The 22,254-nt window shown below is 76.1% G+C and carries 16 protein-coding genes; 4 read left to right on the top strand and 12 right to left on the bottom strand.

Features of this window, described 5'->3' with window-relative positions; genetic code table 11:
* Positions 1–3 precede the first annotated feature (3 nt).
* On the top strand, positions 4–867 hold the full coding sequence (locus ACSP97_RS12120; RefSeq protein WP_358675436.1) for a MurR/RpiR family transcriptional regulator: 864 nt from the start codon (positions 4–6) through the stop codon (positions 865–867).
* A 38-nt stretch (positions 868–905) separates the two neighbouring features.
* On the opposite strand, the gene ACSP97_RS12115 is transcribed toward ACSP97_RS12120, so the two are convergent.
* The 5 genes from ACSP97_RS12115 to ACSP97_RS12095 form a co-directional block, all read right to left on the bottom strand.
* Entirely contained in the window at positions 906–1,943 is a 1,038-nt protein-coding gene (locus ACSP97_RS12115) for a rod shape-determining protein (protein ID WP_355529395.1), read from the bottom strand.
* A 134-nt stretch (positions 1,944–2,077) separates the two neighbouring features.
* On the bottom strand, positions 2,078–5,884 hold the full coding sequence (locus ACSP97_RS12110; protein WP_440557467.1) for an SAV_2336 N-terminal domain-related protein: 3,807 nt from the start codon (positions 5,882–5,884) through the stop codon (positions 2,078–2,080).
* The gene (locus tag ACSP97_RS12105; RefSeq protein ID WP_440557465.1) at positions 5,874–6,917 is read right to left on the bottom strand and encodes an AAA family ATPase; all 1,044 of its coding nucleotides are present in this window, start codon (positions 6,915–6,917) and stop codon (positions 5,874–5,876) included. The genes ACSP97_RS12110 and ACSP97_RS12105 overlap by 11 nt, the downstream gene beginning before the upstream one ends.
* Positions 6,918–6,949: 32 nt before the next feature.
* Entirely contained in the window at positions 6,950–8,749 is a 1,800-nt protein-coding gene (locus ACSP97_RS12100; RefSeq protein WP_440557464.1) for a VMAP-C domain-containing protein, read from the bottom strand.
* On the bottom strand, positions 8,746–9,135 hold the full coding sequence (locus ACSP97_RS12095) for a CU044_2847 family protein (protein WP_355144446.1): 390 nt from the start codon (positions 9,133–9,135) through the stop codon (positions 8,746–8,748). Before ACSP97_RS12095 ends, ACSP97_RS12100 begins: the two co-directional genes overlap by 4 nt.
* 239 nt (positions 9,136–9,374) lie before the next feature.
* Between ACSP97_RS12095 and ACSP97_RS12090 the strand changes: the two genes are divergently transcribed.
* Complete coding sequence (locus ACSP97_RS12090; RefSeq protein WP_440557462.1) at positions 9,375–13,016, top strand: S8 family serine peptidase; 3,642 nt, start codon at positions 9,375–9,377, stop codon at positions 13,014–13,016.
* On the opposite strand, the gene ACSP97_RS12085 is transcribed toward ACSP97_RS12090, so the two are convergent.
* Genes ACSP97_RS12085 through ACSP97_RS12075 form a run of 3 tightly spaced genes read right to left on the bottom strand, consistent with a single transcriptional unit; the run spans position 12,991 to position 16,916 of the window.
* Entirely contained in the window at positions 12,991–14,373 is a 1,383-nt protein-coding gene (locus ACSP97_RS12085) for a carboxyl transferase domain-containing protein (protein ID WP_355144442.1), read from the bottom strand. The two genes, ACSP97_RS12090 and ACSP97_RS12085, sit on opposite strands and share 26 nt — an antisense overlap.
* Positions 14,366–15,811: an acyl-CoA synthetase gene (locus tag ACSP97_RS12080; protein WP_355144440.1), complete on the bottom strand. Its 1,446-nt coding sequence runs from the start codon at positions 15,809–15,811 to the stop codon at positions 14,366–14,368. Before ACSP97_RS12080 ends, ACSP97_RS12085 begins: the two co-directional genes overlap by 8 nt.
* Before the next feature lie 40 nt (positions 15,812–15,851).
* Positions 15,852–16,916 (bottom strand): MerR family transcriptional regulator, encoded by a 1,065-nt coding sequence (locus ACSP97_RS12075; protein ID WP_440557459.1) that lies wholly within the window; start codon positions 16,914–16,916, stop codon positions 15,852–15,854.
* Positions 16,917–17,050: 134 nt separating this feature from the next.
* Between ACSP97_RS12075 and ACSP97_RS12070 the strand changes: the two genes are divergently transcribed.
* On the top strand, positions 17,051–17,929 hold the full coding sequence (locus ACSP97_RS12070) for an ATP-grasp domain-containing protein (RefSeq protein WP_440557457.1): 879 nt from the start codon (positions 17,051–17,053) through the stop codon (positions 17,927–17,929).
* Here ACSP97_RS12070 and ACSP97_RS12065 read toward each other — a convergent pair.
* Positions 17,926–18,834, bottom strand: coding sequence for a LysR family transcriptional regulator (locus tag ACSP97_RS12065; protein ID WP_440557456.1), 909 nt, complete (start codon positions 18,832–18,834; stop codon positions 17,926–17,928). The two genes, ACSP97_RS12070 and ACSP97_RS12065, sit on opposite strands and share 4 nt — an antisense overlap.
* Positions 18,835–18,936: 102 nt before the next feature.
* Between ACSP97_RS12065 and ACSP97_RS12060 the strand changes: the two genes are divergently transcribed.
* A complete protein-coding gene (locus ACSP97_RS12060) occupies positions 18,937–19,767 on the top strand; it encodes an SDR family NAD(P)-dependent oxidoreductase (protein WP_391870003.1) in 831 nt (276 codons plus the stop codon).
* Positions 19,768–19,778: 11 nt separating this feature from the next.
* On the opposite strand, the gene ACSP97_RS12055 is transcribed toward ACSP97_RS12060, so the two are convergent.
* The 3 genes from ACSP97_RS12055 to ACSP97_RS12045 are packed head-to-tail and all read right to left on the bottom strand — an operon-like array spanning position 19,779 to position 22,215.
* Entirely contained in the window at positions 19,779–20,345 is a 567-nt protein-coding gene (locus ACSP97_RS12055; RefSeq protein ID WP_355144430.1) for a hypothetical protein, read from the bottom strand.
* Between the two features lie 20 nt (positions 20,346–20,365).
* Entirely contained in the window at positions 20,366–21,592 is a 1,227-nt protein-coding gene (locus ACSP97_RS12050; protein ID WP_440557454.1) for an MAB_1171c family putative transporter, read from the bottom strand.
* Positions 21,589–22,215, bottom strand: a complete 627-nt coding sequence (locus ACSP97_RS12045) for a toxin-antitoxin system, toxin component family protein (RefSeq protein WP_440557452.1) — start codon at positions 22,213–22,215, stop codon at positions 21,589–21,591. Before ACSP97_RS12045 ends, ACSP97_RS12050 begins: the two co-directional genes overlap by 4 nt.
* Positions 22,216–22,254: the final 39 nt, after the last annotated feature.

The raw sequence follows: 22,254 nt of genomic DNA, 5'->3' as shown, positions 1-22,254 counted from the left end.
TCCATGGAACAGAATTCCGCCACCGGGGGGACCACGGGAACGGGCTCCCTCCCGGCACGGGTGCGGGCCCGGCTCCCGGAGCTGCGCGAGACCGAGGCCCGGGTGGCGCGGGTGGTCCTCGACCAGGGCGCGGCCCTGGTCCACCTCAGCGTCAGCGACGTCGCCGCGCTGGCCGGCACCGCGTCCTCCACGGTCGTGCGCACCTGCCAGCGGCTCGGCTTCCGGGGCTTCCAGGAGCTGAAGATCGAGGCCGCCCGGCACACCGCGCCGCCGCCACCGCCGCCGGTCGACGAGCCCGCCGCGCACGCCCTCGCCGCCACCCTGCACGCCTCCCGCGACGCCCTGGACGGCGTCGCCGCCACCCTGGACACCGCCGCCCTCGCCGCCGCGGCCGAGGCCCTGCACGGCGCGTCCCGGGTGGTCGTCGTGGCCGCCGGGCTGTCCGGTGCGGTCGCCCTGGACGCCGCCTACCGGCTGCGCGCCCTCGGCTGCACCGTCGACGCGCCGCCCGATCCGCTGACCGCCCAGCTCGCCGCCGCGCAGCTGCCGCCGGACGGGGTGCTGCTCGCCATCAGCCACACCGGGGCCACCCGCACCACGGTCGACGCCGCCCGCCGCGCCCGGCAGGCCGGCGCCACCGTCGTCACCGTCACCAGCTACGCCCGCTCACCGCTGAGCGAGACCAGCGGCCATGTCCTGGTGGCCGGGGGGCAGGACCTCGTCTTCGGGCTGGAGACCTCCGCCAGCCGGATCGCCCATCTCGTCGCGGTGGACGCCCTGACCCACCTCCTGATGGGCCTGCGTCCCGAAACCGCCCGCCGGCACCTCGACCTGTCCGCCGACATCACGGCCGACCACGCCTACTGACGGCCGGCCCCACCGACTGACGGGCCGGGGACGGTCGTTCAGGCGGCCAGCGGGTCCAGGACCAGCGGCTCGATCCGGCCCTCCAGCATCTCGCCCAGCCCCCGGGCGGCACACAGGTCCGGGCGCTCGGCGATGAACACCGGCATCCGGGTGGCCTCGCGCACCATCTGGTCGAAGCCGGGCAGCAGCGCCGAACCGCCGACCATGATGATCCCGCGGTCGGCGAGATCGGCCACCAGGTCCGGCGGGCACTCGCGCAGCACCTTGCCGATGCCGTCCAGGACGGCCGTCAGCGGGGTCTGGATCGCGTTGCGCACGGCCGCGGTGTCGACCCGCACGCTCCGGGCCAGCCCCGTGGCCACGTCCCGGCCGTTGATCTCGGTCTGGGCCGGGCCCTGCGGGGTGAGACCGTTCTCGGACAAGGCCAGCTGGAGCGGCCGTACCGACTGGCTGGGCAGCACCAACTGGTGCGCGTGCCGCAGGTGTTGCACGATCGCCTGGTCCACCGCCTCCCCGCCCACCGGGATCCGCTCGGCGGTGACGATCGAGCCCAGCGACAGCACCGCGACCTGGGTGGCCGCCGCCCCGCACACCATGATCATGGTGGCCTCGGGCCGCTCAACCGGCAGCCCGCAGCCCACGGCCGCCGCGATCAGCGTGTCCACCAGCTCCACCCGGCGCGCGCCGAGCCCGACCAGCGTCTCCACCGTCGCCCGCTGGGCCAGCGGATCCGCGTCGTGCGGGGTGCAGGCGGCGGCGCGCAGCCGGGCCTTGCGGCGCAGCGCGCGGCGCATCTTGTCGCCGATCAGATGCCGCAGCATGCGCTGGGCCATCTCGATGTCGACCACCGTGCCGCCGGAGATGGGCCGGACGACCCTGATGTAGTGCGGTGTCCGCCCGGTCATCTGCTCCGCGAAGTCGCCCACCGCGATCAGCGAGCCGGAACGGATGTTCACGGCCGCGACCGAGGGCTGGTCCACGACGAGTCCGGCACCCTTCACATACACCCGGGTACGGGCCGCGCCCAGGTCGACGGCGAAGTGGCAGCGGCGCAACTGCTCCAGGCTGACGGTCACGGCGGTTCCTCCCGGCGGGGCTTTCCTTCTCCCTGCATCCTGTGCGGGGGCCGGGCGCGGGCGCCTTCTGAGGGGGGCCGGGCGGGGCGCCGCCGAACGGGGGGCATCGCCCGGCCCACCGGAGTGTCGCCGGGTCAGCCGCCGCGGATCGCCTCCAGCAGCGGTTCGAGCGAGGAGACCACGGCCGCACCGCCGCCCTCCCGCAGCCGCCGCTGCCCGGGGGCCGTGGGGGCGAACCCGACGAAGGGCAGCCCGAGCCGCTGGGCCGCGGTCAGCTCGGCGACCGAGGAACCGAGCAGGACCGCCGCTCCAGCGGGGACGTCGAGGTGCTCCAGGGCCCGGCGCAGCGAGTCCGGGTCCGGGGTCAGCAGCCCGAGGTCCTTGCGGCGCGCGTGCACACCCGCCAGCGGCAGCTTGTGGGGCGCAAGGCCCCGGTGCACCGCCCGCGAACTCACGTCCGACACCACGCTCACCCGCCGCCCGGACCGGTGCAGCGCGCGCACCAGTGCGAGCGAGAGGTGCGTCATCGGCGCGTCGGGCACGGCGGCCAGTTCCAGCTCGTCCAGCCGGTCCCGCAGCAGCGGCCCGACCGGTTCCCGGGCGAACGCGCGCAGCAGGTCCAGCGGATGCGGGAACGCCCCCGTGACCGTCGGCAGCGGCCGCCCCGCGAGCGCGTCCCCGGGGGCGCGGTGATCGGCCACGACGTTCAGCAGGTCCAGTACGGCCGCCCGCGCGCCCTGCACCGTGAACAGCCGGGCGAGCGGCCCGTCGAACGCCACCAGCACACACTCGGCCCGGGTGAGGAGGGCCGCCGGGGGCGGGGCGGCGGCGGGCGCGGGCCCCGGTGCGCCCTCCGGGCCCAGCCGCACACGGCACGACACGGCGAGCCCCGGCACCGGCCAGTCCCGCACCGCCTCGTTGACCGCCCGCTGCGCGGAGGCCGCCCGGCGCGCCGGATGCCGGCGGGTGACCGCCGCCGCCGTCGCGCGCAGATGCTCCAGCAGCAGCGCGGAGACACCGGCGACACCGGCCCGGACGAAGGCCACCGGATCGGTCACCTGCCAGGTCAGCTCGGCGACGGCGGTGAACGCGGCCTTGCCTGCGCTGGGCAGCGACAGGGTGTGCCGGGCCTGCTGCACGGTGAGGTCGACCGAGTAGTACGTCTGCGCGCGCGGCGGCAGGCCGCCGTACGGCTGGATCGGGTCCAACAGGGTGAGGGGTCCGTCGGCGCGGGTGTGCACGACGGCGGTACGGCCCGGTGTGGGGACGCCCAGCTCGCGCAGGTCCCGGGTGATGAACGGGCCGCGCACCAGCTCGCGTTCGCCCTCCTCCCGGGGCTCGGGGCCGAGGCGGCAGTACCAGGCCGCCGGGGGCGCCTGCGGATCGTCGTCGCGGTAGAGCGGTTCGAAGGGGCGGGCGTCCCGGGCGGCGGAGCTGGCGGCGAACTCGTCGTAGAGCGCGGGCGGTACGACGACGTCGACGCCCGTGGGAGCCGCCGGCGGGGAGACCGGCCCGGGCCCGAACGTCACCCGCAGCCGGGCCGGCCGCGCCAGCCCGGCCAGCGCGTGCGGGAGTTCCCGCAACACCGCGACCAGCACGGGCAGCAGATAGGCGTTGGACGCGGTGCGCACCCGGTAGCCGTCCGGGCGGACGTCCATCCGGAACCGGTCGTAGGGCAGGGAACGGGACAGGATCTCGTGCACGGCGGCTTCGAGGGTGATGCGGACCTCGGGCCGCCCGGCGAGGTCGTCGGTGGTGAAGAGGATGCCGGTGTCCGGGTCGGAGCGGACGGCCCCGACCCGCTCCGGAGGCAGCCTCCGCCCCAACGGGTCGTCGGCATGCGGACCCGAGACGATCGCCGCGACCCGCTCCAGGGCGTCCGCGCGGCTCCCGTGCGCGAGCGGCGCGGAGTCCAGGCAGGTCAGGACCGGTCCGTTCGGGGAGAGGACGATGGAACGGTCGTCCAGCTCGCCGCGCGGCCCGTCCTGCGCGTGCAGCGCGAGGACCGCCTGGCGCAGCCTCGGCTCCAGGAGGCGCGTCTCGTCGGGGGACAGTTCGGCGGAGGGGTCGCTGCGCCGCTCGCGCAGTGTCGGCCCCGCCACGAACTCCCGTACCAGATACGGGGTTCCGTCGGCGAAGCCGTGATCGAGGAGGCGTGCGATCCCCGGGTGGTCCACCGCGCCGAGGTCCCGGCACAGCTCGGCGAAGGGCACCACGGGCTCGTCCGGGGAGTACCGGCACACCACGACCGGGGCGTCCCCCTCCCGGGTGTCCTCGGCGACCCAACCCCGGTCGCCCGCACGCGACTTGCGGACCAGCCGGTACCGTCCCGCGAACAGCCCCGCCCCGGCCCCCGGCGCCAGCCGCCGCACGCTCTCCGCGCTGAGCGTGGCGACGACCTCGCGCTCCACGGGCGTCGGCGTGCCCCGCTCGGACGGGATGCGCACCCAGAAGTCACCGCGCGCCACCCCGGCCAGTTCGTCGATGAACTCGCCCATTTTGTCAAGGAGTTGGACCGTGCGGCCGCGCTCGCTGTGCGGCAGTCCGAGCAGCAGCAGTTCGCGTACGCCCTCCCGGAAGGCGTAGGAGCCGGGCGGGGCGCCCGGCAGCGCGGTCAGCAGGCCGCTGAGCACGACCTCGGCCAGATGCTGGGGTCGCGGGTCCTTCTCCACGGCGGCCTGCACCAGCCGCATCACCGGCAGGTCGGGGCGGCCGACGGCGAGGTGCCCGGCCAGCCGGAACGCCTCCGGGGAGGCGGTCGCCCGGAACCGCAGCACCAGTTCCTCGGCGGACAGCCGGCCGATGTCCGTGCGGTCCTGCGCGCTCGCCGGCAGCGGCCCGCCCAGCCAGGCCGCCGCGGCCGGGAACCGGGTGCCGCCCGGCGTCGTGAGCACCCCGGCCCAGTGCGCCAGCCAGCGCGGCTCCGGCTCCAGCACCGGGAGGGGCACGGCACCCTCCGGACGGCCGAACTCGGGCTCCTCGTACGGGGCGAAGGTGAGCGCGGCCGTGGGCGCCACCGGATGCGGGGCCGACAGCAGGCCGGGGGTCGCGGGCAGCGCCGACTCCCGCCACAGATGCTCGGGCAACGGCTGTACGACGGCCAGCGGCATCCGGCGCGCCCAGCGGTGCAGGGTGGCGAACCAGCGGGTGCCGGCCGGGCCCTGCCGCCACTGCGGACCCATGCAGTCGCTGATCAGCAGGGTGACGGTGCGGCCGTCGGCCGGGATCCGCCCCTCGGCGCCGCGCAGGGTGCCGTCCGCGTCGGCGCGGCACAGGGCGACCGTGCGGAAGGCGCCCGACTGCGCCAGGGCGGTGTGCAGTTCACGGATCAGGGGGCGCCACACCGGCATCGTGGGACCGGCGTCGTACACCAGGTTCAGGCTCAGCCAGCGCTCCCGGGCGGGGCGCAGCACGGGCAGCCAGTGGTCGGGGTCGGCGCCGAGCCGGGCGATGCGGTCGGCGGTCGCCCGCTCGTCCAGCTCCCGGCCCACGGGTGCGTCGACCCGGCGCCGCAGGGCGCGCAGCGCCCGCTGGAGGGCGAGCGGGTGGCGCAGCATCGGGGGCGCCGGGGCCAGCAGCGAGGCGCCCGGCGGGCCCTCGGCCGGGGCGGGCCGGTGCGCGGGGAGCCGCACGGGGACCCGGGCGGGCGGCTCGGGGGTGGGGCCCGGCGGGGCCTGCTCGCGCGGCGGCCGTTTCCGGGCGGGCGCGTCCACGGCCGCGGGGGCCGGAGCGGGGTCCGGTGCCTCCCGGGCGGGGGCAGGGGCGGGGCCCTCGCGGGTGTCGTCCTGGTCGGGCCCGGGCCCCATGTGCCGGGCCAGCCAGAGCAGTTCCGCCAGCTCGCGCGGGGTCGGGGGGACGCCGTGGGCCGCCTCGGCCAGTACGGCGGCGAGGCGGGCCAGCGCGTCCGGGGTGTCCCGGGAGCCGGGGCCGTCAGAAGACATCGGACTGTGTGCTCTGCCCCAGGTGCGGCATCAGCTGCTCGGCCAGCCGGTCCAGGGACTCGGCGGTCAGCTCGCCGGCGCCGGCCAGATAGATCGCGTTGAGGAGCTGGTCGGTGGCCAGGTCGCCCGCGCCGGTGCGCTCCAGGAAGCGGGTGATCAGGCTCCGCGCGTACGCGTCGGGCTCGCCCAGATGGGCGCGGACGATGTCGGCGAGATGCCGGTCGTCGGGCTGGCGCAGCCGCAGCGTGACACAGCGGCGCAGGAAGGCCGGCGGGAACTCGCGCTCGCCGTTGCTGGTCAGCACGACGAACGGGAAGGCCCGGCAGCGGACCCGGCCGCGCGCCACCGGGACCCGCTCGTCCGTGCCGTCGGCGGGCACCCGGGCGATGCCGTCCGGGGACAGCTCGGCGGCGCGCACCAGCTCCGGGATCTCGTACTGGCCTTCTTCCAGCACGTTCAGCAGGTCGTTGGGCAGATCGAGGTCGCTCTTGTCGATCTCGTCGATGAGCAGCGCGCGGGGACGGGCGTACGGCAGCAGGGCGGTGCCGAGCGGGCCGAGCCGCAGGTGGTGCTCGATGCCGGTGTCGTCGGCCGCGGGCCCCGCGGCCTCGGGCCGGTCCTGGCGGGCGGCCCGCTGCCGGGCCGCGTACAGGCGGGAGAGGGGGTCGTACTGGTAGAGGCCGTCGTGCAGGGTGCTGCGGCTGGTGATGTTCCAGCGCAGCACCGGGCCGAGCCGCAGCTCCCGGGCCACGGCGTAGACCAGCGAGGACTTGCCGGTGCCGGGCGGCCCGGTGACCAGCAGCGGGCGGCGCAGGTACAGGGCCGCGTTGACCAGCTGCACCGTCTCCTCGGTGGCCCGGTACGTCACGGCGCGGTGCACCCGGTCGGGGGAGACGGCGGACAGGTCGGCGGTCGCGTCGGGCGCGGCGAGCGGCGGGCCGCCGTCGAAGGCGCGCCAGGGCGGCGGCGGGGGCAGCTTCTCGATGCCGTCGTGCGGCTCGTTCGTACCGGTGTAGACGGGCCACAGGGGCATGGCTTCTTCTTCTCCGTGGGTGGTGCGGGCGGTCAGTCGACGGGTGAGTGCAGGCTGGCGGCGGGCTCGGGGAAGCAGCGCGGGTCGTCCCAGAGCAGTTGCAGGTCCCTCGCCCAGTGCCCGTCCGGATCGTCGGCGGCGTCCGCGGTCATCCGCAACGAGAGGATGTGGCGGGGGAGTTCGGCGGGCGGTACACCGGCGACGGCGGCGGTCAGCTGGTCGAGGAAGACGGTGCCGGGGCAGGGGGAGGGGGCCTCGGCGAGGACGGCGGCGTGCGGCCGGCCGGACCCGGCCCGCTGCTGCCCGTGCTCGCTCCAGGCCAGCCGCGGATCCTCGTGCCCGCAGCCCGCGCCCGGCTGTTCCCCGTGGACCGCCGCCGGGCACCCCGTGCGGGACCACACCAGCACCGGGACCGGCACGTTGAGGCCCACCTCGAAGTGCTCCCGGGCCGCCGCGGGCGGGGCCGCGAACCCGGCGAGATGGGCGTCGCCGTCCCACAGCCGTTTGCGCAGGCTCGGCGGCCGTTCCTGGCTGCCGCACTCGACACGGTGCACCTCGACCGGGAGCCCGGCGTCCAGCTTCTGCCACTTCTGGTGCAGCCGGCGCCGCAGCCGCCCGCTGCGGTGCCGGGCGCGGTCGGTGACCACCAGGGGGTAGGCGCAGCCCAGGGGAGTGCTGTCGTCCGCGCCGCACTCCCAGTGCGCCACCGCCTCGTTGAGCCACTCGCGCGGCAGCACGAACGTCACCAGTTCCTCGGCGTCCGGGTCGAGCTGGGCGACGGCCTCGTCGATGCGGCGCTGCACGTACGCCCGCACCCCGGTGCGCGGCAGCCGGCGGGTGCCCACCGGGCGGCGCTGTCCGTCGCGGTACGCCGACACCTCCACGGTCACCTGGTCGGGTCCGGCGCCGCTGTGGTCGATCTCCACCACGACCGGTGCCCAGGCCGGGTCGGCCGCCGTCGTGTGCGGCGCCGCGGGCGGGGCCTGCGGGCCCGGGTCCACCAGCTCCCGCAGCCGCCCGGCGAACCGGTCGACCGCCGCCGGGTCGGGCACCTCCCACTGCACGTACGCGGCGGCCGCGCCGAGCGTGTGGAAGCCGCCCTCGGGCAGCGGCGGCCCGAAGGCGCCCACCGCGTCCACGTACATCCGGTTGGGATCGCACTCCCGGCCGGCCCCCGCGGCCCGCCGCAGCAGCGCGTACAACTCCCGCAGCACATCGGTGTCATGGCCCGGGGTGGGCACCAGCGAACCCAGCTCCGGCCAGTACCGGGCCAGCACGTCCAGCGGCAGCATCCGGCCCTTGAGCACGTTCGGCGCGTCCGAGGCCGCGGTGATCATGCCGACCACCCGGCCGTTGGGCAGGGTCGCAGCGGCCCCGCTGAACCCGGCCTCGATCGGCTGCCCGTGCCCCTGCCAGGACACCAGCTCCAGCCACTCGCCCGCGATCAACTGCCCCGATACGGCCCGGTATTCGGCGAGCGTGCCCTCGTCGTAGCCGGCCGGGAAGCCGTAGGCGACGAGCTTCGGGTACGGCTCGGTGTACGCGCTGTCGGGCGGCGCGAAGCGGGCCGGGACGAGCGGCACGTCCCGCTCCAGTTCGAGCACGGCCAGATCGCCCGGGTCGGTGGGGCCGCCCGCCCAGCCGCCGTGCGCGACGACCGACGCGGACAGCTCGCCCAGCTCCCTGGCGTGCGGGAAGACCACCGTCACCGGGTCCTGCTCGCTCCAGCGCACGACATGGGCGCAGGTGAGCACCCGGCGCGGGGTGACCAGGAAGCCCGCGCCCACCTCATGGCCGCAGTGGATGCGGGCATGCCAGGCGGCACTGTTCATGGGCGGTCGGCGGCCTCCGGGTCGGACACCGCCTGCCCCGGCACGGCGGGCACGCCCCCGGCCGGTGCCGCCGCCCCGGGCGACCAGCTGAGCTTGACGGTCAACTGCCCTTCGGCGGAGCCCTTGGCGATGATCGCACCGGCCTCCGCGGACATCTTCACACCGAACTCGATCTCCACCGAGTCGGGCCGCAGGGCGCCGTCGCGGAAGACCCGCAGCGCGGCCTCCGCCGCCGCCCGTACCCCGTCCAGCGCGTCCTCGAAGGTGCCGGCCGCCCGCAGCACCCCGTCGCCGCGCGAGACCAGCCGGGTGCCGGGCCGGGTGCCGACGCCCTCCACCACGACGCGGGCGCCGTCCTGTGTCGTGAACTCCACCAACCCGTCCATGACGCCGATCCCGCTCCCCCTCGTCGCTGACCTGTGGGCAAACCCCATGGTACGGACCGTGCTTGGGCCGTCCCACTTCTTTGCCGCGTGGCGGGCCGACCGGTGATCGTGGCGGGAACCCGCCAGGGTGACAACCCGCCACCTGCGCGCCCCTGTGCCGTCACACCGGCCGCACCACACTCGTCCCAGCACCCGACGCACGGCAGACAACGGCAGTTTCGACGTGGAAGAGGGCGTGGATGAGCACAGGACCAGTAAGACGCCGGGCCGTTCTGCTGTCGGCGGGGCTCGCGCTCGCCGTACTGCCGGCACCCGGGGCGAGCGCCGCGGCGGCCGGACCCGCGCCGGCGGCCGGACCGGCCCCGGCGCCGACGGCGCACCAAGACCAACGGACCGTCACCCTCGTCACCGGCGACCAGGTGACCGTCACCGACCTCGGGCACGGCAGGCAGACCGTCACCGTGCGACGCCCCCCGGGCGCCGGCGGAGCGGTACGCACCCAGCGCAGCGGCGGCGACCTCACCGTCGTACCGGACGAGGCACTGCCGTACCTGCGCTCCGGAAGGCTGGACCGGCGGCTGTTCGACGTGAGCGCGCTGATCCGGCAGGGGCTCACCGACGCCAAGGCGAAGTCGCTCCCGCTGATCGTGAGTTACGGAAAGAACAGCCGCACCGCCGCCGCGGCCCCGGCCGGCACCACCCGCACCCGGAACCTGCCCAGCGTGCGCGGCGCCGCCGTCGAGGCGGGCCGGGGGCCCGCGTTCTGGCGGTCCTTCACCCGCGGCGACGGCGTCGACAAGGTGTGGCTGGACGGGCGGGTCGAGGCCGACATGGCCGAGAGCAACGCCCAGATCGGCACCCGGGCCGCCTGGGACGCGGGCCTGACCGGCAAGGGCGTCACCGTCGCCGTGCTGGACTCCGGCGCCGACCTCACCCACCCCGACCTCGCCGGCCGGGTGAGCCGGACCAAGAGCTTCGTCGACGGCGAGGACATCGCCGACCGCCTCGGCCACGGCACCCACGTCACCTCCACCGTCGGCGGCAGCGGCGCCGCCTCCGACGGCAAGGAGCAGGGCGTGGCCCCGGACGCGACGCTCGCCGTCGGCAAGGTCCTCGGCGACCAGGGCACGGGCAGCGAGTCCCAGATCATCGCGGGCATGGAGTGGGCCGCGCGGGACGTGCACGCCCGGATCGTCTCCATGAGCCTCGGCTCCACCGAGCCGAGCGACGGCACCGACCCGATGGCCCAGGCGGTCGACAGTCTCTCCCGGGAGACCGGCGCGCTCTTCGTCGTCGCCGCGGGCAACACCGGCGCCCCCTCCTCCATCGGCTCACCCGGCGCCGCCGACGACGCCCTCACCGTCGGCGCGGTCGACTCCGCCGACCAGCCCGCCTACTTCACCAGCGCGGGCCCCCGCCACGGCGACAACGCCCTCAAGCCCGACCTGTCCGCCCCCGGCGTCGACATCCTCGCCGCCCGCTCCGGGCTCACCGACGGCAGCGGCTACTACACGAGCATGAGCGGTACGTCCATGGCGACCCCGCACGTCGCCGGGGTGGCCGCCCTGCTCGCCCAGGAGCACCCCGACTGGACCGGCGCACAGCTGAAGGACGCGCTGATGTCCACGTCCACGCGACTGGACGTCTCCGCCTACACGGCGGGCGCCGGCCGGGTGAGCGTCCCGGATGCCGTCCGGGCCACGCTGACCGCCACCGGCAGCGCCGACCTCGGCTTCTACGGCTGGCCCTACGACGCCGACAAGCCGGTCACCCGGACCCTCACCTACACCAACTCCGCCGACCACGACGTCACACTGGAACTGTCGGCGCAGGGCGCCCCGGCCGGCGTCGTCACCCTGGCCGACACCGAACTCACCGTCCCGGCCCACGGCACCGCCACCACCACCGTCACCGGCGACGGCGCCAAGGCACCGGTCGGCACCACCAGCGGGCAGATCGTGGCCGCCGACGACACCGGCACCGTGCGCGCCCACACCGTGTTCGGGCTGGTCAAGGAAGACGAGCGGTACACGCTCACCGTCCACGTCAAGGACCGCTCCGGCGCGCCCACCGCGGCCGACCTCACCGTGCAGCGGCTGGCCGAGGGCGTGGACCCCGAGTCGGACCACGTCGGCGACTCCGGCACCCTGCGGCTGCGGCTGAAGCCCGGCACGTACGCCCTGACCTCGTTCCTCGACGTGCGCGGCAGCCACGGCCCCGACTCGCTCGGCCTCGGCTTCCTCGCCGCCCCCGAGGTCGACCTCACCCACGACACCGACGTCACCCTGGACGGCGGCACGCTGCGAGAGGTGAAGACCTCGGTGCCCCGGCGCACCGAGACCCACCAGATCCTCATGGAGTACGACCGCGCCGCCGACGGCGCCGACCTGTCCGGCGCGGTCCAGGTGCCCCTCACCTACGACAGCGTCTTCGCCGCCCCCACCCCGAAGGTCACCCGGGGCAGCTTCGAGTACCGCACCGTGTGGCGGCTGGCCAAGCCCCAGCTGGAGGTCAAGGGCATCGGCGAGGCGACCGTCCAGGCGGGCGGCACGCTCACCGACGGCCGCAGCAAGCTGGCGCTGACGGACGCCGGCGACGGCCCGGTCCCCGCGTCCGCGCGCGGCAAGGCGGTGCTGGCGCGGCTCGCCGACGGCGCCGATCCGGCCGCCCTCGCCCAGTCCGCCCAGGACGCGGGCGCCAAGGCCCTGTTCGTCACGGACGACGCGCCCGGCCGGCTGATGGACTGGTGGGGCACCGACGACAACGCCGGCCGACCCCTGGTGATCGCCACCGTGAACCAGGCGGACGCGGCCCGGCTGCGCGCCGCGCGGCACGTCGACATGACCGGCACCCGCAACTCGCCCTACGTGTACGACCTGTCCGACGGCCACCGGGGCGCGATCCCGGACCGCGACCTCACCTACGCGCCCACGGGCCGCGACCTCGCCGCCCTCCAGGTGTCCTTCCACGCCCCCCGGCCGGCGAGCGGCGGCGAGTTCCGCTACTCGATCACCGACGCCTTCCCCGTCGGCATCGGCTTCCAGGAGAGCGTCGACCTGCCCGCCCGGCGCACCGACTACGTCTCCACCGGCCCCGGCCAGCTGTGGCACGAGTCCGTCACCCTGGGCGAGGGCACCCTGGAGGAGCGCAGCGGGCTGGTGCGCTACGACGGCGGCGGCAAGCCCCGGCTGAACTGGTTCGGGCCGGTGTGGCACCCGTACCTCGGCACCGGTCTCGGCTGGGGCCAGCAACGCGCCGGGGACCGGATCCAGTTGAACACCCCCGGCTGGGGCGACTCCGGCCCCGACCACACCGGTTTCGGCGACGTGTGGGGCGACAGCGGCATGAGCCAGACCACCTCGGTGTACCTGGACGGGGTCCTGGCCGACAGCAGCAAGGACTCGACCGCGTACGTGACGGACGCGCCCGCCGACGAGCACACCTACAAGGTCGTCACCGACACCGCCCTCGACCCGGCCCGCTGGACGCTCGCCACCGAGGGCCACACCGCATGGACGTTCCGCTCCGCGCGGACGGCCGACGACCACTGGACCAACCTGCCGCTGATCAACCTCTCCTACGGCCTCGACACGGATCTCGCGGGCACCGTGCCCGCCGGGCGGCGGCTGCCGGTCACCCTGGGCGCGCGGTACGTGGCGGGCGCGGCGGGCACCGGGACGCTCGGCGCGGGCCGGCTGGAGGTGTCGTACGACGAGGGCGCGAGCTGGCGCACCGTGCCCCTGGCCGGGTCCGCCACCGAGTGGCGCGGCACGCTGGACGTGCCGCGCGGCGCGGGCTCCGTCTCGCTGCGGGCGTCGGCGCGCGACGACAAGGGAGGAGCGGTGACCCAGGAGATCATCCGGGCGGTGGCGGTGCACTGACCCCGTCCTCGCCGGCGGGCCCGACGATGCCCCGGACCAGCCCCAGCTCCACCAGGTCCTGCGGGCGCAGGCGGAGCTGGTCGGCGGTCGACTCGACGGCCTCCGGCGGGCGTTTGAGGATGGCCGCCGCCGGCTCCGGGGCGATCACCGAGAAGTAACTGTCCGGCGTGGCCCAGGTGTTGCCGGGAGCGGCCAGGGCCAGGGCCCCGCCGGAGCCGCCCTCGCCGATCACCAGCGTGGTGACCGGCACCCGGGCGGCGGCCACCGCCCCGAACACCTCGGCGATCGCCGCGCCCGCCCCCTGCCGCTCGGCCTCCGCGCCGTTGGCGGCACCGGGCGTGTCCACCAGTGTCAGCACGGGTGTCCCGAGCCGGTCCGCCAGCCGGATCAGCCGGGCCGCCGTCCGGTACCCGGCGGGCCGCGTCGCCGTCCCGGTCTGCGCGGCGAACGCGACCGTACGGCCGTCACGCTCGCCGAAGCCGCACAGCATCCCCTCCGGGTCGGCGCCGCCGCACCGGTCGCCGCTCAGGTGGGCCCGGTGGGTGAAGTAGGCGTCCAGATAGGCGTGCGCCCGGGGCCGTTCGGCAGAGCGGGCGCGCCGGACGGCCGCCCAGCCGCTGTCCGGCAGGCCGGTGGTGCCCAGCGCGGCCGGGACGGGGGCCGGTACGGCCTCGCCCGGCCGGGACAGCAGCCGCAGCCACGTGCCCAGCGCCTGCTTCAGGTCCTCCGGTCGCACCACCGCGTCCGCCGATCCCACCGCCACCTGCGACTCGGCCGTGTAGGCGGCGGGATCGGCGCCGGCCGGGCGGACACGCGAGCCGGCGAAGCCGACCTGAGCGCCGGGCAGGGCGAGGATCACGTCCGCGCCGGCGCCCAGGGTGGCCCAGCCGCCCCCGGTGGTCGGGTCCCGCAGGACCGCTATCTGGGCCTGGCCCGCCGCCCGGGTGAGCGCCGACTGCCGGGCCACCCGCTGGAGCTGGGTCAGCGCGACCATGCCCTCCTGCATCCGGCTGCCCCCGGTCGCGATCAACGGCACGACGGGCAGGTGGTGCTCACGGGCGTACGTGTACGCCGCCGCCAGCCGGTCCCCGGTGCGTTCGCCCAGGGAACCGCCGAGGAAGCCGAACTCGAACGCGATCAGCACGGCCCGGGCGCCGGCCACGGTCGCGGTGCCGCAGACGACCGACTCCTCCTCGCCGGTGCGCTCGGCGGCGCGGGCGCGCGAGGCGTCGTACCCCTGCCAGCGCAGCGGCCCGTCGGGGGCGGACTCCCGGGTGGGGGCCGGGAGTTCGGTGAAGCTGCCGTCGTCCGCGACGAGGGCGAGCACCTCGCGCGCGGAGCGCCGCCGGTCAGGCATCGGCCAGCGCCCGCTTCATGATCTTGCCCATGTCGTTGCGCGGGAGGGCGTCCAGATAGCGCACGACGCGGGGCCGCTTGTGCGGGGCGAGCCGCCGGGCCACGTGCCCGGCCAACTCCTCGGCGCCCGGCGGCGCCTGCGGATCGGCCGGGACGATCCAGGCGACGATCCGCTCCCCGAGATCGGCGTCCGGCTCCCCGGTGACCGCCGCCTCCCGCACCCCTGGGTGTTCCAGCAGTGCGTTCTCGATCTCGCCCGCCCCGATCTTGTAGCCACCGCTCTTGATCAGGTCGGTCGCCTTGCGCCCCACGATCCGCACGTACCCGTCGGGCTCGCGCACCGCCATGTCCCCGGTGCGGAACCAGCCGTCGGCGGTGAACGCGGCGGCCGTGGCGTCGGGCCGGTTCAGGTACTCGGTGAACAGGTTCGGCCCGCGCACCTGGATCTCCCCGACGGTCTCCCCGTCGAGGGCGGTGATCTCCGAGCCGTCCTCCTCCACCAGCCGCAGCCGCACGCCGGGCAGCGGCACCCCGACCGTTCCGGCGCGGGGCTCCCCGTCGGCGCGCACGCTGGTGTTCATCAGCGTTTCGGTCATGCCATAGCGCTCGATCACCCGGCGCCCGGTGGCCGCCGCGATCCGCTCGTGGTCGTGGACCGGCAGCGCGGCCGAGCCCGAGACCAGCAGCCGGGCACCACCGAGCGCCTTCGCCAGTTCCGGATCGCCCGGCAGCGCCTCGGCGATGCGGTGGTACATCGTCGGCACCCCGAACAGCATGGTCGCGCCGTCGGACAGTTCCCGCGCCACGCCCTCGGTGGAGAACCGGCCCAGATGCCGCACCGAGCCGCCGCGCCGCAGCGGCCCGAGGACACCGAGCACCAGCCCGTGCACATGGAACAGCGGCAGCCCGTGCACCAGCACGTCCGCCTCCGTCCACCGCCAGGCCTGCGCCAGCGCGTCCAGCGTCGCCGCGAGGGCCCGCCGGGGCAGTACGGCACCCTTGGGCGGGCCGGTGGTGCCGGAGGTGTAGACGATCAGCGCCGGGTCCTCGTCGGACACGCCGGCGGACGGGACCGGGGCGACGGCGGCCGCGTCCACGTCGACGCGCTCCAGTTCCCCCAGGGCGGCGGGCAGCCGGGCCCCCGGCGCGGCCAGCACCATCCGGGGCGCGCTGTCGGAGACGATGTGCGCCAGCTCCCGCTCGCCCGACTTCGGGTTGAGCGGGACGGCGGCGGCCCCGGCGAGCAGCACCCCGGTCACGGCGACGGCGGTCTCCAGCTCGGGCGTGGCCCACACGGCCACCCGCCCGGCCCCGCCGATCCGCGCCGCCACGGCCCCGGCGGCCCCCGCCAGTGCGCCGTACGTCAACGACCGCTCGCCGAACCGCACCGCGACCCGCGTGGGCGGACCGTCCGTCAGGGCGGGAAAGAGGGAGGACACGCGGCGGACTCCTTCGCTCTCGGGACCATCTGCGTCCTTCCTACACCACCGGCTCCCCGGGGGTGGCCGGTCGTCCGGCCACGGCGGGCGCCCGGACGGGCGCGGTGACGTCGGCGACCACGCAGGTCACGTTGTCGGGGGCGCCCGCCGCGAGGGCCGCGTCCACCAGCGCCCGCACCGTGCCCTCGGCGCCCGCGCCGCCGCCCAGCAGCTCCGCGATCCGCGCGTCGGGCACCGCCTCCGTCAGCCCGTCCGAGCACAGCAGGTACCGGTCGTCCGGCAGCGGCTCGTGGAGGCGCAGGTCCGGCACCGGGTCGGCGTCGCCGGTCAGCGCCTTGAGCAGCAGCAGCGAACGGGGTTCGACGCGGTGGTCCCGGGTGAACCGGTACAGCTCGCCGCCGCGCAGCAGATACGCCCGCGAGTCCCCGATGTGCGCGAGGGCCAGCCGGGACCCGGTCCACAGCAGGGCGGTCAGCGTGGTGCCGGCGTCGTTCGCGCCGCCCGTCAGGTCCCGTACCGCCTCGCCCGCGCGGCGCACCGCGTCCTCCAGGGCGCCCAGCAGCCCGTCGGCGGGCGGCTTTGCCGCCTCGTCCAGGAAGCGCAGCGCCGCCACCGCGGCGCCGCTCGCGGACCGGCCCGCCGGGCCGAACCCGTCGGCGACGGCGAGCAGCCTGCGGCCCGCGTACACGGTGTCCTGGTTGGCCGGGCGCACCAGCCCGCGGTCGGTGTGCGCCGAGTGCCGAAGTTCCAGCATGGTCATGGGTTCCCTTCCCGGTTCGCCGGTCAGCTCCGCGACGAGGAACGCGGCGAGGTCCCGCCGTACGGCCGTCTCCGCCTCGACCCGGGCCCAGTACGCGCCGATCTCCCGCGCGACCCCGGCCGGCGGCAGCGCGCACACGGCGCGTATCCCGGCCAGCGGCATCCCGAGCCGCCGCAGCCAGGCCACGAGCCGGGCCCGGCCCAACTGCCCCGCGGCGTAGTACCGGTAGCCGGTGTCCGGGTCGACCCGGGCGGGCCGCAGCAGCTCCAGCTCGTCGTACAGTCGCAGTGCCTTCGGCGACAGCCGGCTCAGCCTGGCGAACGCCCCGATCGTCAGCAGTTCCATCGCACCCGCGCCTCTCGTCGTCCGCCACCGATGCTGGGGCTTCACCGAAGGTGAAGGTCAAACCCCCTGTCCCGGTTCCGGGCCGCTTGTTAGCCTCGCCGGTGTTCGAACCGCCGTACGACAGGGAGTCCGCCGTGCCCCGCATAGCCCTCGCCACCTACGACCCCGGTGCCGGGCCGAGCAAGGACCGCGATCTGCCGGTGCTGGTGCGGGCCCTGAACGACGCCGGGGCGCGGGCGGACGCCCCCTGCTGGGACGACCCGGACGTGGACTGGGCCGGGTACGACCTGGTCGTCATCCGCTCCCCCTGGGACTACAGCTGGCGCGCCGCGGAGTTCGCGCACTGGCTGGAGCGGGTGGGGCGGGCGACCCGGGTCGCCAACCCGCTCGACGTCGTGCGGTGGAACACCGACAAGCGGTACCTGGGCGACCTGGCCGCGGCCGGGGTGCCGACCGTGCCCACCCGCTACCTCGCCCCGGGCGAGCCCGCCGGCCTGCCGTCCGACCACGAGTACGTGATCAAGCCGACGTCCGGCGCGGGCGCCCGCTTCGCCGCCCGCTACACTCCCGCCGAGCACGACACGGCGCTGCGGCAGCTCGCCCGGATGCACGCCGAGGGCTTCACCGCGATGGTGCAGCCCTACCTCGCGGCCATCGACGTCACCGGGGAGCGGGCGCTCCAGTTCTTCGGCGGCCGGCTGCTGCACGCGAGCCGCAAGGCCGCCGTGCTCACGCCCAAAACGCCGTACGACACCGACAAGGTCGCCCACCCCGACCTCACCCCCTGGCAGCCGACGGAGGCCGAACTCGCCGTCGCCGAAAAGGCGTTGGCGGCGGTGCCCACCCGGTCGCCGCTGCTCTACGCCCGCGTGGACCTCGCCGACGGCCCGGACGGCGCGCCCCGCCTGATGGAACTGGAACTGGTGGAGCCGAACCTCTTCCTCTTCCTGCACCCGGACTCGGTGCCGCACGTGGTGACGGCGATCCTGGCCGAGGCCGAGGCCCCGGCCTAACGCCCGACCGTCTCGCGGCACGCCTCCGCGTACGCCCGTACCAGCGGACGTCCCCCGGCCTCGCGCCGCCAGGCCAGCGCGTACCGGCTGGGTCCCACGCCGCTGACCGGGCGGGTGACGACCCCGCCCAGGCTGATCAGCGGTGCGTTGCCCGCCGCGACCAGGCAGATCCCCAGCCCCGCGACCAGCGCCTCGTACGTCTCCTCCGCCCCGGCGATCTCCGCGCCGATCCGCGCCGGCCGGCCCGCCCGGGCGTCCAGGGCGAGCCAGTGGTCGCGCAGCACCCCCGCGCCGGGCGGCAGGGCGAGGAACGGCTCGTCCAGCAGTTCCGCGAAGTCCAGTTCGGCGCGGGCGGCGAGCGGGTGCGTCTCCGGCAGGGCCACCAGCCGGGCCTCCCGCGCGACGACGACCCAGTCGTACCGCTCCTCGTCCGGCAGCGGCAGCCAGACGAACGCGGCGTCCACGGCCTGGCCCGCGAGCCCCGCCGTCGGGTCCTCCCAGCTCGACTGGCGCAGCCGGACGGTGACATCGGGGTGCGCGGCGGTGAAGCGGGAGCGGATGGCCGGCAGCAGCCCGCCCCGGCCCGGGCTGGTGCTCATGCCCACGGTGAGCGTGGCCCGCTGGGCCGCCTTGGCCGCCTCCACGGCGTCCGCGCCCGCCGCCCACGCGGCCAGCACCGCCCGGGCGTGCGGCAGCAGCGCCTCGCCCGCCGCCGTCAGCGCCACCCCGTGCCGGTCCCGGCGCAGCAGCTCGGCCCCCAACTGCCGCTCCAGCGCCCGGATCTGCTTGCTGAGCGCGGGCTGGGAGACGTACAGCCGTTCGGCCGCGCGGGTGAAGTGCAGTTCCTCGGCGACGGCGACGAAGTACCGCAGATCCCGCGCGTGCACATCGGGGGTCATAGCCATGGGTTATCACCAGGGGTCTTGGACGGGCAACGGATCACGGCGCGAAGCTGGTGCGCGTCGAGGGGCGGCCGCGGGGCCGCCCGCGGGGCCAGGGGAGCTGACATGAACAAGGTATGGCTGGTGACCGGGGCGAGCAGCGGGTTCGGGCGGACCATCACCGAAGCGGCCGTAGCCGCCGGTGACGTGGTGGTCGGCGCGGCCCGCCGCACCGAGGCCCTGGACGACCTGGTCGCCGCGCACCCCGACCAGGTGGAGGCGCTGCGCCTGGACGTGACCGACATCGCCGCGGGACAGGCGGCCGTGGCCGACGTACTGGCCCGGCACGGCCGGATCGACGTGCTGGTCAACAACGCGGGCCGCGCCCATGTCGGGGCCGTCGAGGAGACCGGCGACCAGGAGCTGCGGGACCTGTTCGACCTGCACTTCTTCGGGCCCGCGGCACTGGTGCGGGCGGTGCTGCCCGCCATGCGGGAGCGGCGCTCGGGAGTGATCGTGCAGATGAGCAGCATGGGCGGCCGGCTGTCCTTCGCGGGCTTCGGGGCGTACAGCGCGACCAAGTTCGCGCTGGAGGGCATGTCCGAGGCGCTCGCGGACGAGGTCGCCGAGTACGGCGTCAAGGTGCTGATCGTGGAGCCGGGCGCCTTCCGCACCTCCCTCTTCGACGCCCGCCGCACCGCGGTCAGCGCCGACAGCGGGCTGTACGCCAGGGTCGGCGAGACCCGCGGCAACGTGGCGGAGGGCGACGGTGCCCAGCCCGGCGACCCCGCCAAGGCCGCGGCCCTCGTCCTCGCCGCCCTGGAGGCCGACCGCACACCGCTGCGGCTGCCGCTCGGGGACGACGCGGTGAGCGCGGTGCTGGCCCATCTCGACCAGGTCCGCGCGGACGTGACCGAGTGGGAGAAGCGGACCCGGGCGACGGGCTTCGACGACTGAGCCGGCGGCGTTCAGGTCACGACGGCGGTCCGCTGGAGCAGGCCCCAGGTGAACTCGGCGACCACCTCGCGCGGCACACCGTCCCGGTCCGGCGCGGTGAGGGCGAGGCCCCAGCGGGTCGGGGCGGTGCCCTCCAGCGGGCGGGCCGGCGGGAAGGCGCGGGCGGCCTCGTCCACGGTGCAGGACCAGGGCGTGAGGTCGTCCAGGGTGCGCAGGCTCGGCACGGGAGCGCCGGGCGCGCGGACCAGCCACTCGTTCCACACGGCGCCGCCGGGCCCCACGAGCACCTCGAAACGCAGCTCCGGCCAGAGGGGGAGGGCCCAGCGGCGGGCCTCGCAGTCGACGTCGCCCAGCCTGCGTGGCAGCACCTCCTCCGGCTCGCCGAGGACCGAGCGGTAGCGGGCGGCGGCGGACCGGGACCGCGGCGAACGCACCATCGCCTGCCAGCGCCTGTTGGTCTCCCGCATCTCCGCGGCCGACACCCCGAGCCGCCGTCTGGCCTCGTCCACCAGAACGGGGTTGTGATCGCTCATCCGCCGCAGCAACACCAGTTGGAAATCAAGGTCCACGCCTCCCATGGTGCGCCCTTGGGGACCCGTCACTCGGGCACCCGGACCCCGGACCGCGGCACGGCGTCCGCGAGGACGCGGACCGCCGCCACCTCCCGGCGCCGGCGCAGCGCCCCGGAGATCTCCCCGATCCGACGCAGCAGCGCCGAGGGATCGGCGTCCGCCGCCGGGGCCGCCCCGCCCCGGCCCCGCTCGATCGCGTCCAGCACGCCCACCGCCGCGGCCAGCGCCCGCGCCCGCGCCGGGTCGTGGCCGAGGGACACCGCGGCCGCGTACGCCCGCCGCTCCAGCCCGGCGTCCAGCCGCCGCGCCAGCGGCAGCAGCGCGTCCCGGATGAACGTCTCCCGCCGCGTCAGCCGCAACCCGGCCGGGGCCCGCAGCGCGAAGCGGGGCCCCGGGCCGCCGCCGGCGTCCCGCAGCAGCCGGTACAGCGGCCCCAGCCGGTGATGGGCGAGCCGCAGGCGCAGCCGGTCGTGCAGGGCCTGGCCGGCGTGCGGCAGGATGAACCCGGCGGCCAGCAGGATCGCCGCGAGCGAGGCCACCGGCGGTGCCAGGTTCGTGCTCAGCCAGTCCGGGGAGCGCCCGCACCACCGCGCGACGACGGCGCCGAGCTTCGCCCCGTCGTACAGCAGGCTCAGCGCGTACCCCCCGCCCAGCAGCCGCAGCCCCCACCGCAGCCAGGCGTCCAGCCCCCGGTCCCCGGCCCAGTCCCGGATCAGCCGGAGGCTCAGCGCGCACGCGACGGCGTGCGCCAGCAGATAGAGCAGGATCTCCTCGCACATGAACGGCGTGCGCGCGTAGTACGTGTCCAGGTCCCGCACCCGCTCCACCGGCACGTCGGCGAGCAGGAACAGCACCCACAGCAGGGCGATCACCCCGGAGTACACCGAGACCACCCAGCGCGTCGTCCGCCGCGTGCGCGCCGACCGCTCGGGCAGCCCGTCGCGCCAGGTGACGATGAACAGCAGACACGCCCCCGAGTTCGCGGTGATCAGCGAATAGCACCAGGGAGCCGCGAAGTTGGCGACCCCGGTCAGCCGGTTCAGCCAGGCGATCATCGACGGCATGCAGAACACGAACACCGCGGCGGCGAGCACCAGCACCCCGCCGACCGCGCGCAGCAGCGGGTCCCGCCACAGCTGGACGATCGTGGGCAGTTTGAGCAGCAGCGCGGCGGTCAGCAACACCGTGGGGACCCAGAAGGAGATGTACAGGTGGCCGAGCAGCGCCGACGGATCCAGCGCCAGCGTGCTCACCGCGCGGCTCCGCCCCGTCCGCGGTAGCCGAGGGCACGCTGCGGCGGGGCGGGCGCGGCGCCCCCGGAACCGGCGCCGGGAGCGTCCCCGGTACCCGTGAGCCGGGGCCGGAACAGCGTGGCGAGCCGGTGCCCGAAGTCGTCGGCCTCCGCCTCGTCCGCCTCCCGGGACCCGTTGCGCGCCGCCACCGTCAGCGCCGTCTCCGGCCAGCCCGGCGTCCTCGCGAACGCCCGCGCCGCCGCGTCCCCGGCGAGATGGTGGTGGCGGTGCCCGGCGTGCAGATGCCACAACTCATGGCCCAGGATGACCAGTTGCTGCACGTCCTCGGCCCGTTCCTCCACGATCACCAGGTCGAAGTCCGCGAACTCCACCCACAGACCCGTGACCTCGATCTCGTCCGGGAAGCGTTCGAACCTCAGCTTCAGCGGCCGGCCGCCGCGCAGCGCGCTCATCTCGTCGCACAGCGCCCGGCACAGCCCCCGTACGTCGCCGGGCGGTTCGGGCCGGGCACGGACGGCCGCGGACAGCTCGCCCGCGAGGGCGCGCATGGCCGAGCCGGGCCCCGGGCGCCGCAGCCGTGCGGTCAGCCGGGCCGCCCGCCCCCGCGCGCCCGCGATGCCCATCCGTGCCCCTTCCCGCCGTCGGCGCCCAACCGTCCGAGC

This window comes from Streptomyces sp. SCPE 10 (assembly GCF_051980735.1).
GTDB classification, from domain to species: Bacteria; Actinomycetota; Actinomycetes; order Streptomycetales; family Streptomycetaceae; genus Streptomyces; species Streptomyces misionensis.
Note: the sequence above shows the minus strand (reverse complement) of the source record. Positions and strands in the feature narration are given on the sequence as shown.

Excerpts from the sequence above, each read along its gene's own strand:
- ACSP97_RS12120 (WP_358675436.1), top strand. The coding sequence starts at position 4 with ATGGAACAGAATTCCGCCACCGGGGGGACCACGGGAACGGGCTCCCTC.
- ACSP97_RS12110 (WP_440557467.1), bottom strand. The coding sequence starts at position 5,884 with ATGTCTTCTGACGGCCCCGGCTCCCGGGACACCCCGGACGCGCTGGCC.
- ACSP97_RS12105 (WP_440557465.1), bottom strand. The coding sequence starts at position 6,917 with ATGCCCCTGTGGCCCGTCTACACCGGTACGAACGAGCCGCACGACGGC.
- ACSP97_RS12100 (WP_440557464.1), bottom strand. The coding sequence starts at position 8,749 with ATGAACAGTGCCGCCTGGCATGCCCGCATCCACTGCGGCCATGAGGTG.
- ACSP97_RS12095 (WP_355144446.1), bottom strand. The coding sequence starts at position 9,135 with ATGGACGGGTTGGTGGAGTTCACGACACAGGACGGCGCCCGCGTCGTG.
- ACSP97_RS12090 (WP_440557462.1), top strand. The coding sequence starts at position 9,375 with ATGAGCACAGGACCAGTAAGACGCCGGGCCGTTCTGCTGTCGGCGGGG.
- ACSP97_RS12085 (WP_355144442.1), bottom strand. The coding sequence starts at position 14,373 with ATGCCTGACCGGCGGCGCTCCGCGCGCGAGGTGCTCGCCCTCGTCGCG.
- ACSP97_RS12075 (WP_440557459.1), bottom strand. The coding sequence starts at position 16,916 with ATGGAACTGCTGACGATCGGGGCGTTCGCCAGGCTGAGCCGGCTGTCG.
- ACSP97_RS12065 (WP_440557456.1), bottom strand. The coding sequence starts at position 18,834 with ATGGCTATGACCCCCGATGTGCACGCGCGGGATCTGCGGTACTTCGTC.
- ACSP97_RS12060 (WP_391870003.1), top strand. The coding sequence starts at position 18,937 with ATGAACAAGGTATGGCTGGTGACCGGGGCGAGCAGCGGGTTCGGGCGG.
- ACSP97_RS12055 (WP_355144430.1), bottom strand. The coding sequence starts at position 20,345 with ATGGGAGGCGTGGACCTTGATTTCCAACTGGTGTTGCTGCGGCGGATG.
- ACSP97_RS12045 (WP_440557452.1), bottom strand. The coding sequence starts at position 22,215 with ATGGGCATCGCGGGCGCGCGGGGGCGGGCGGCCCGGCTGACCGCACGG.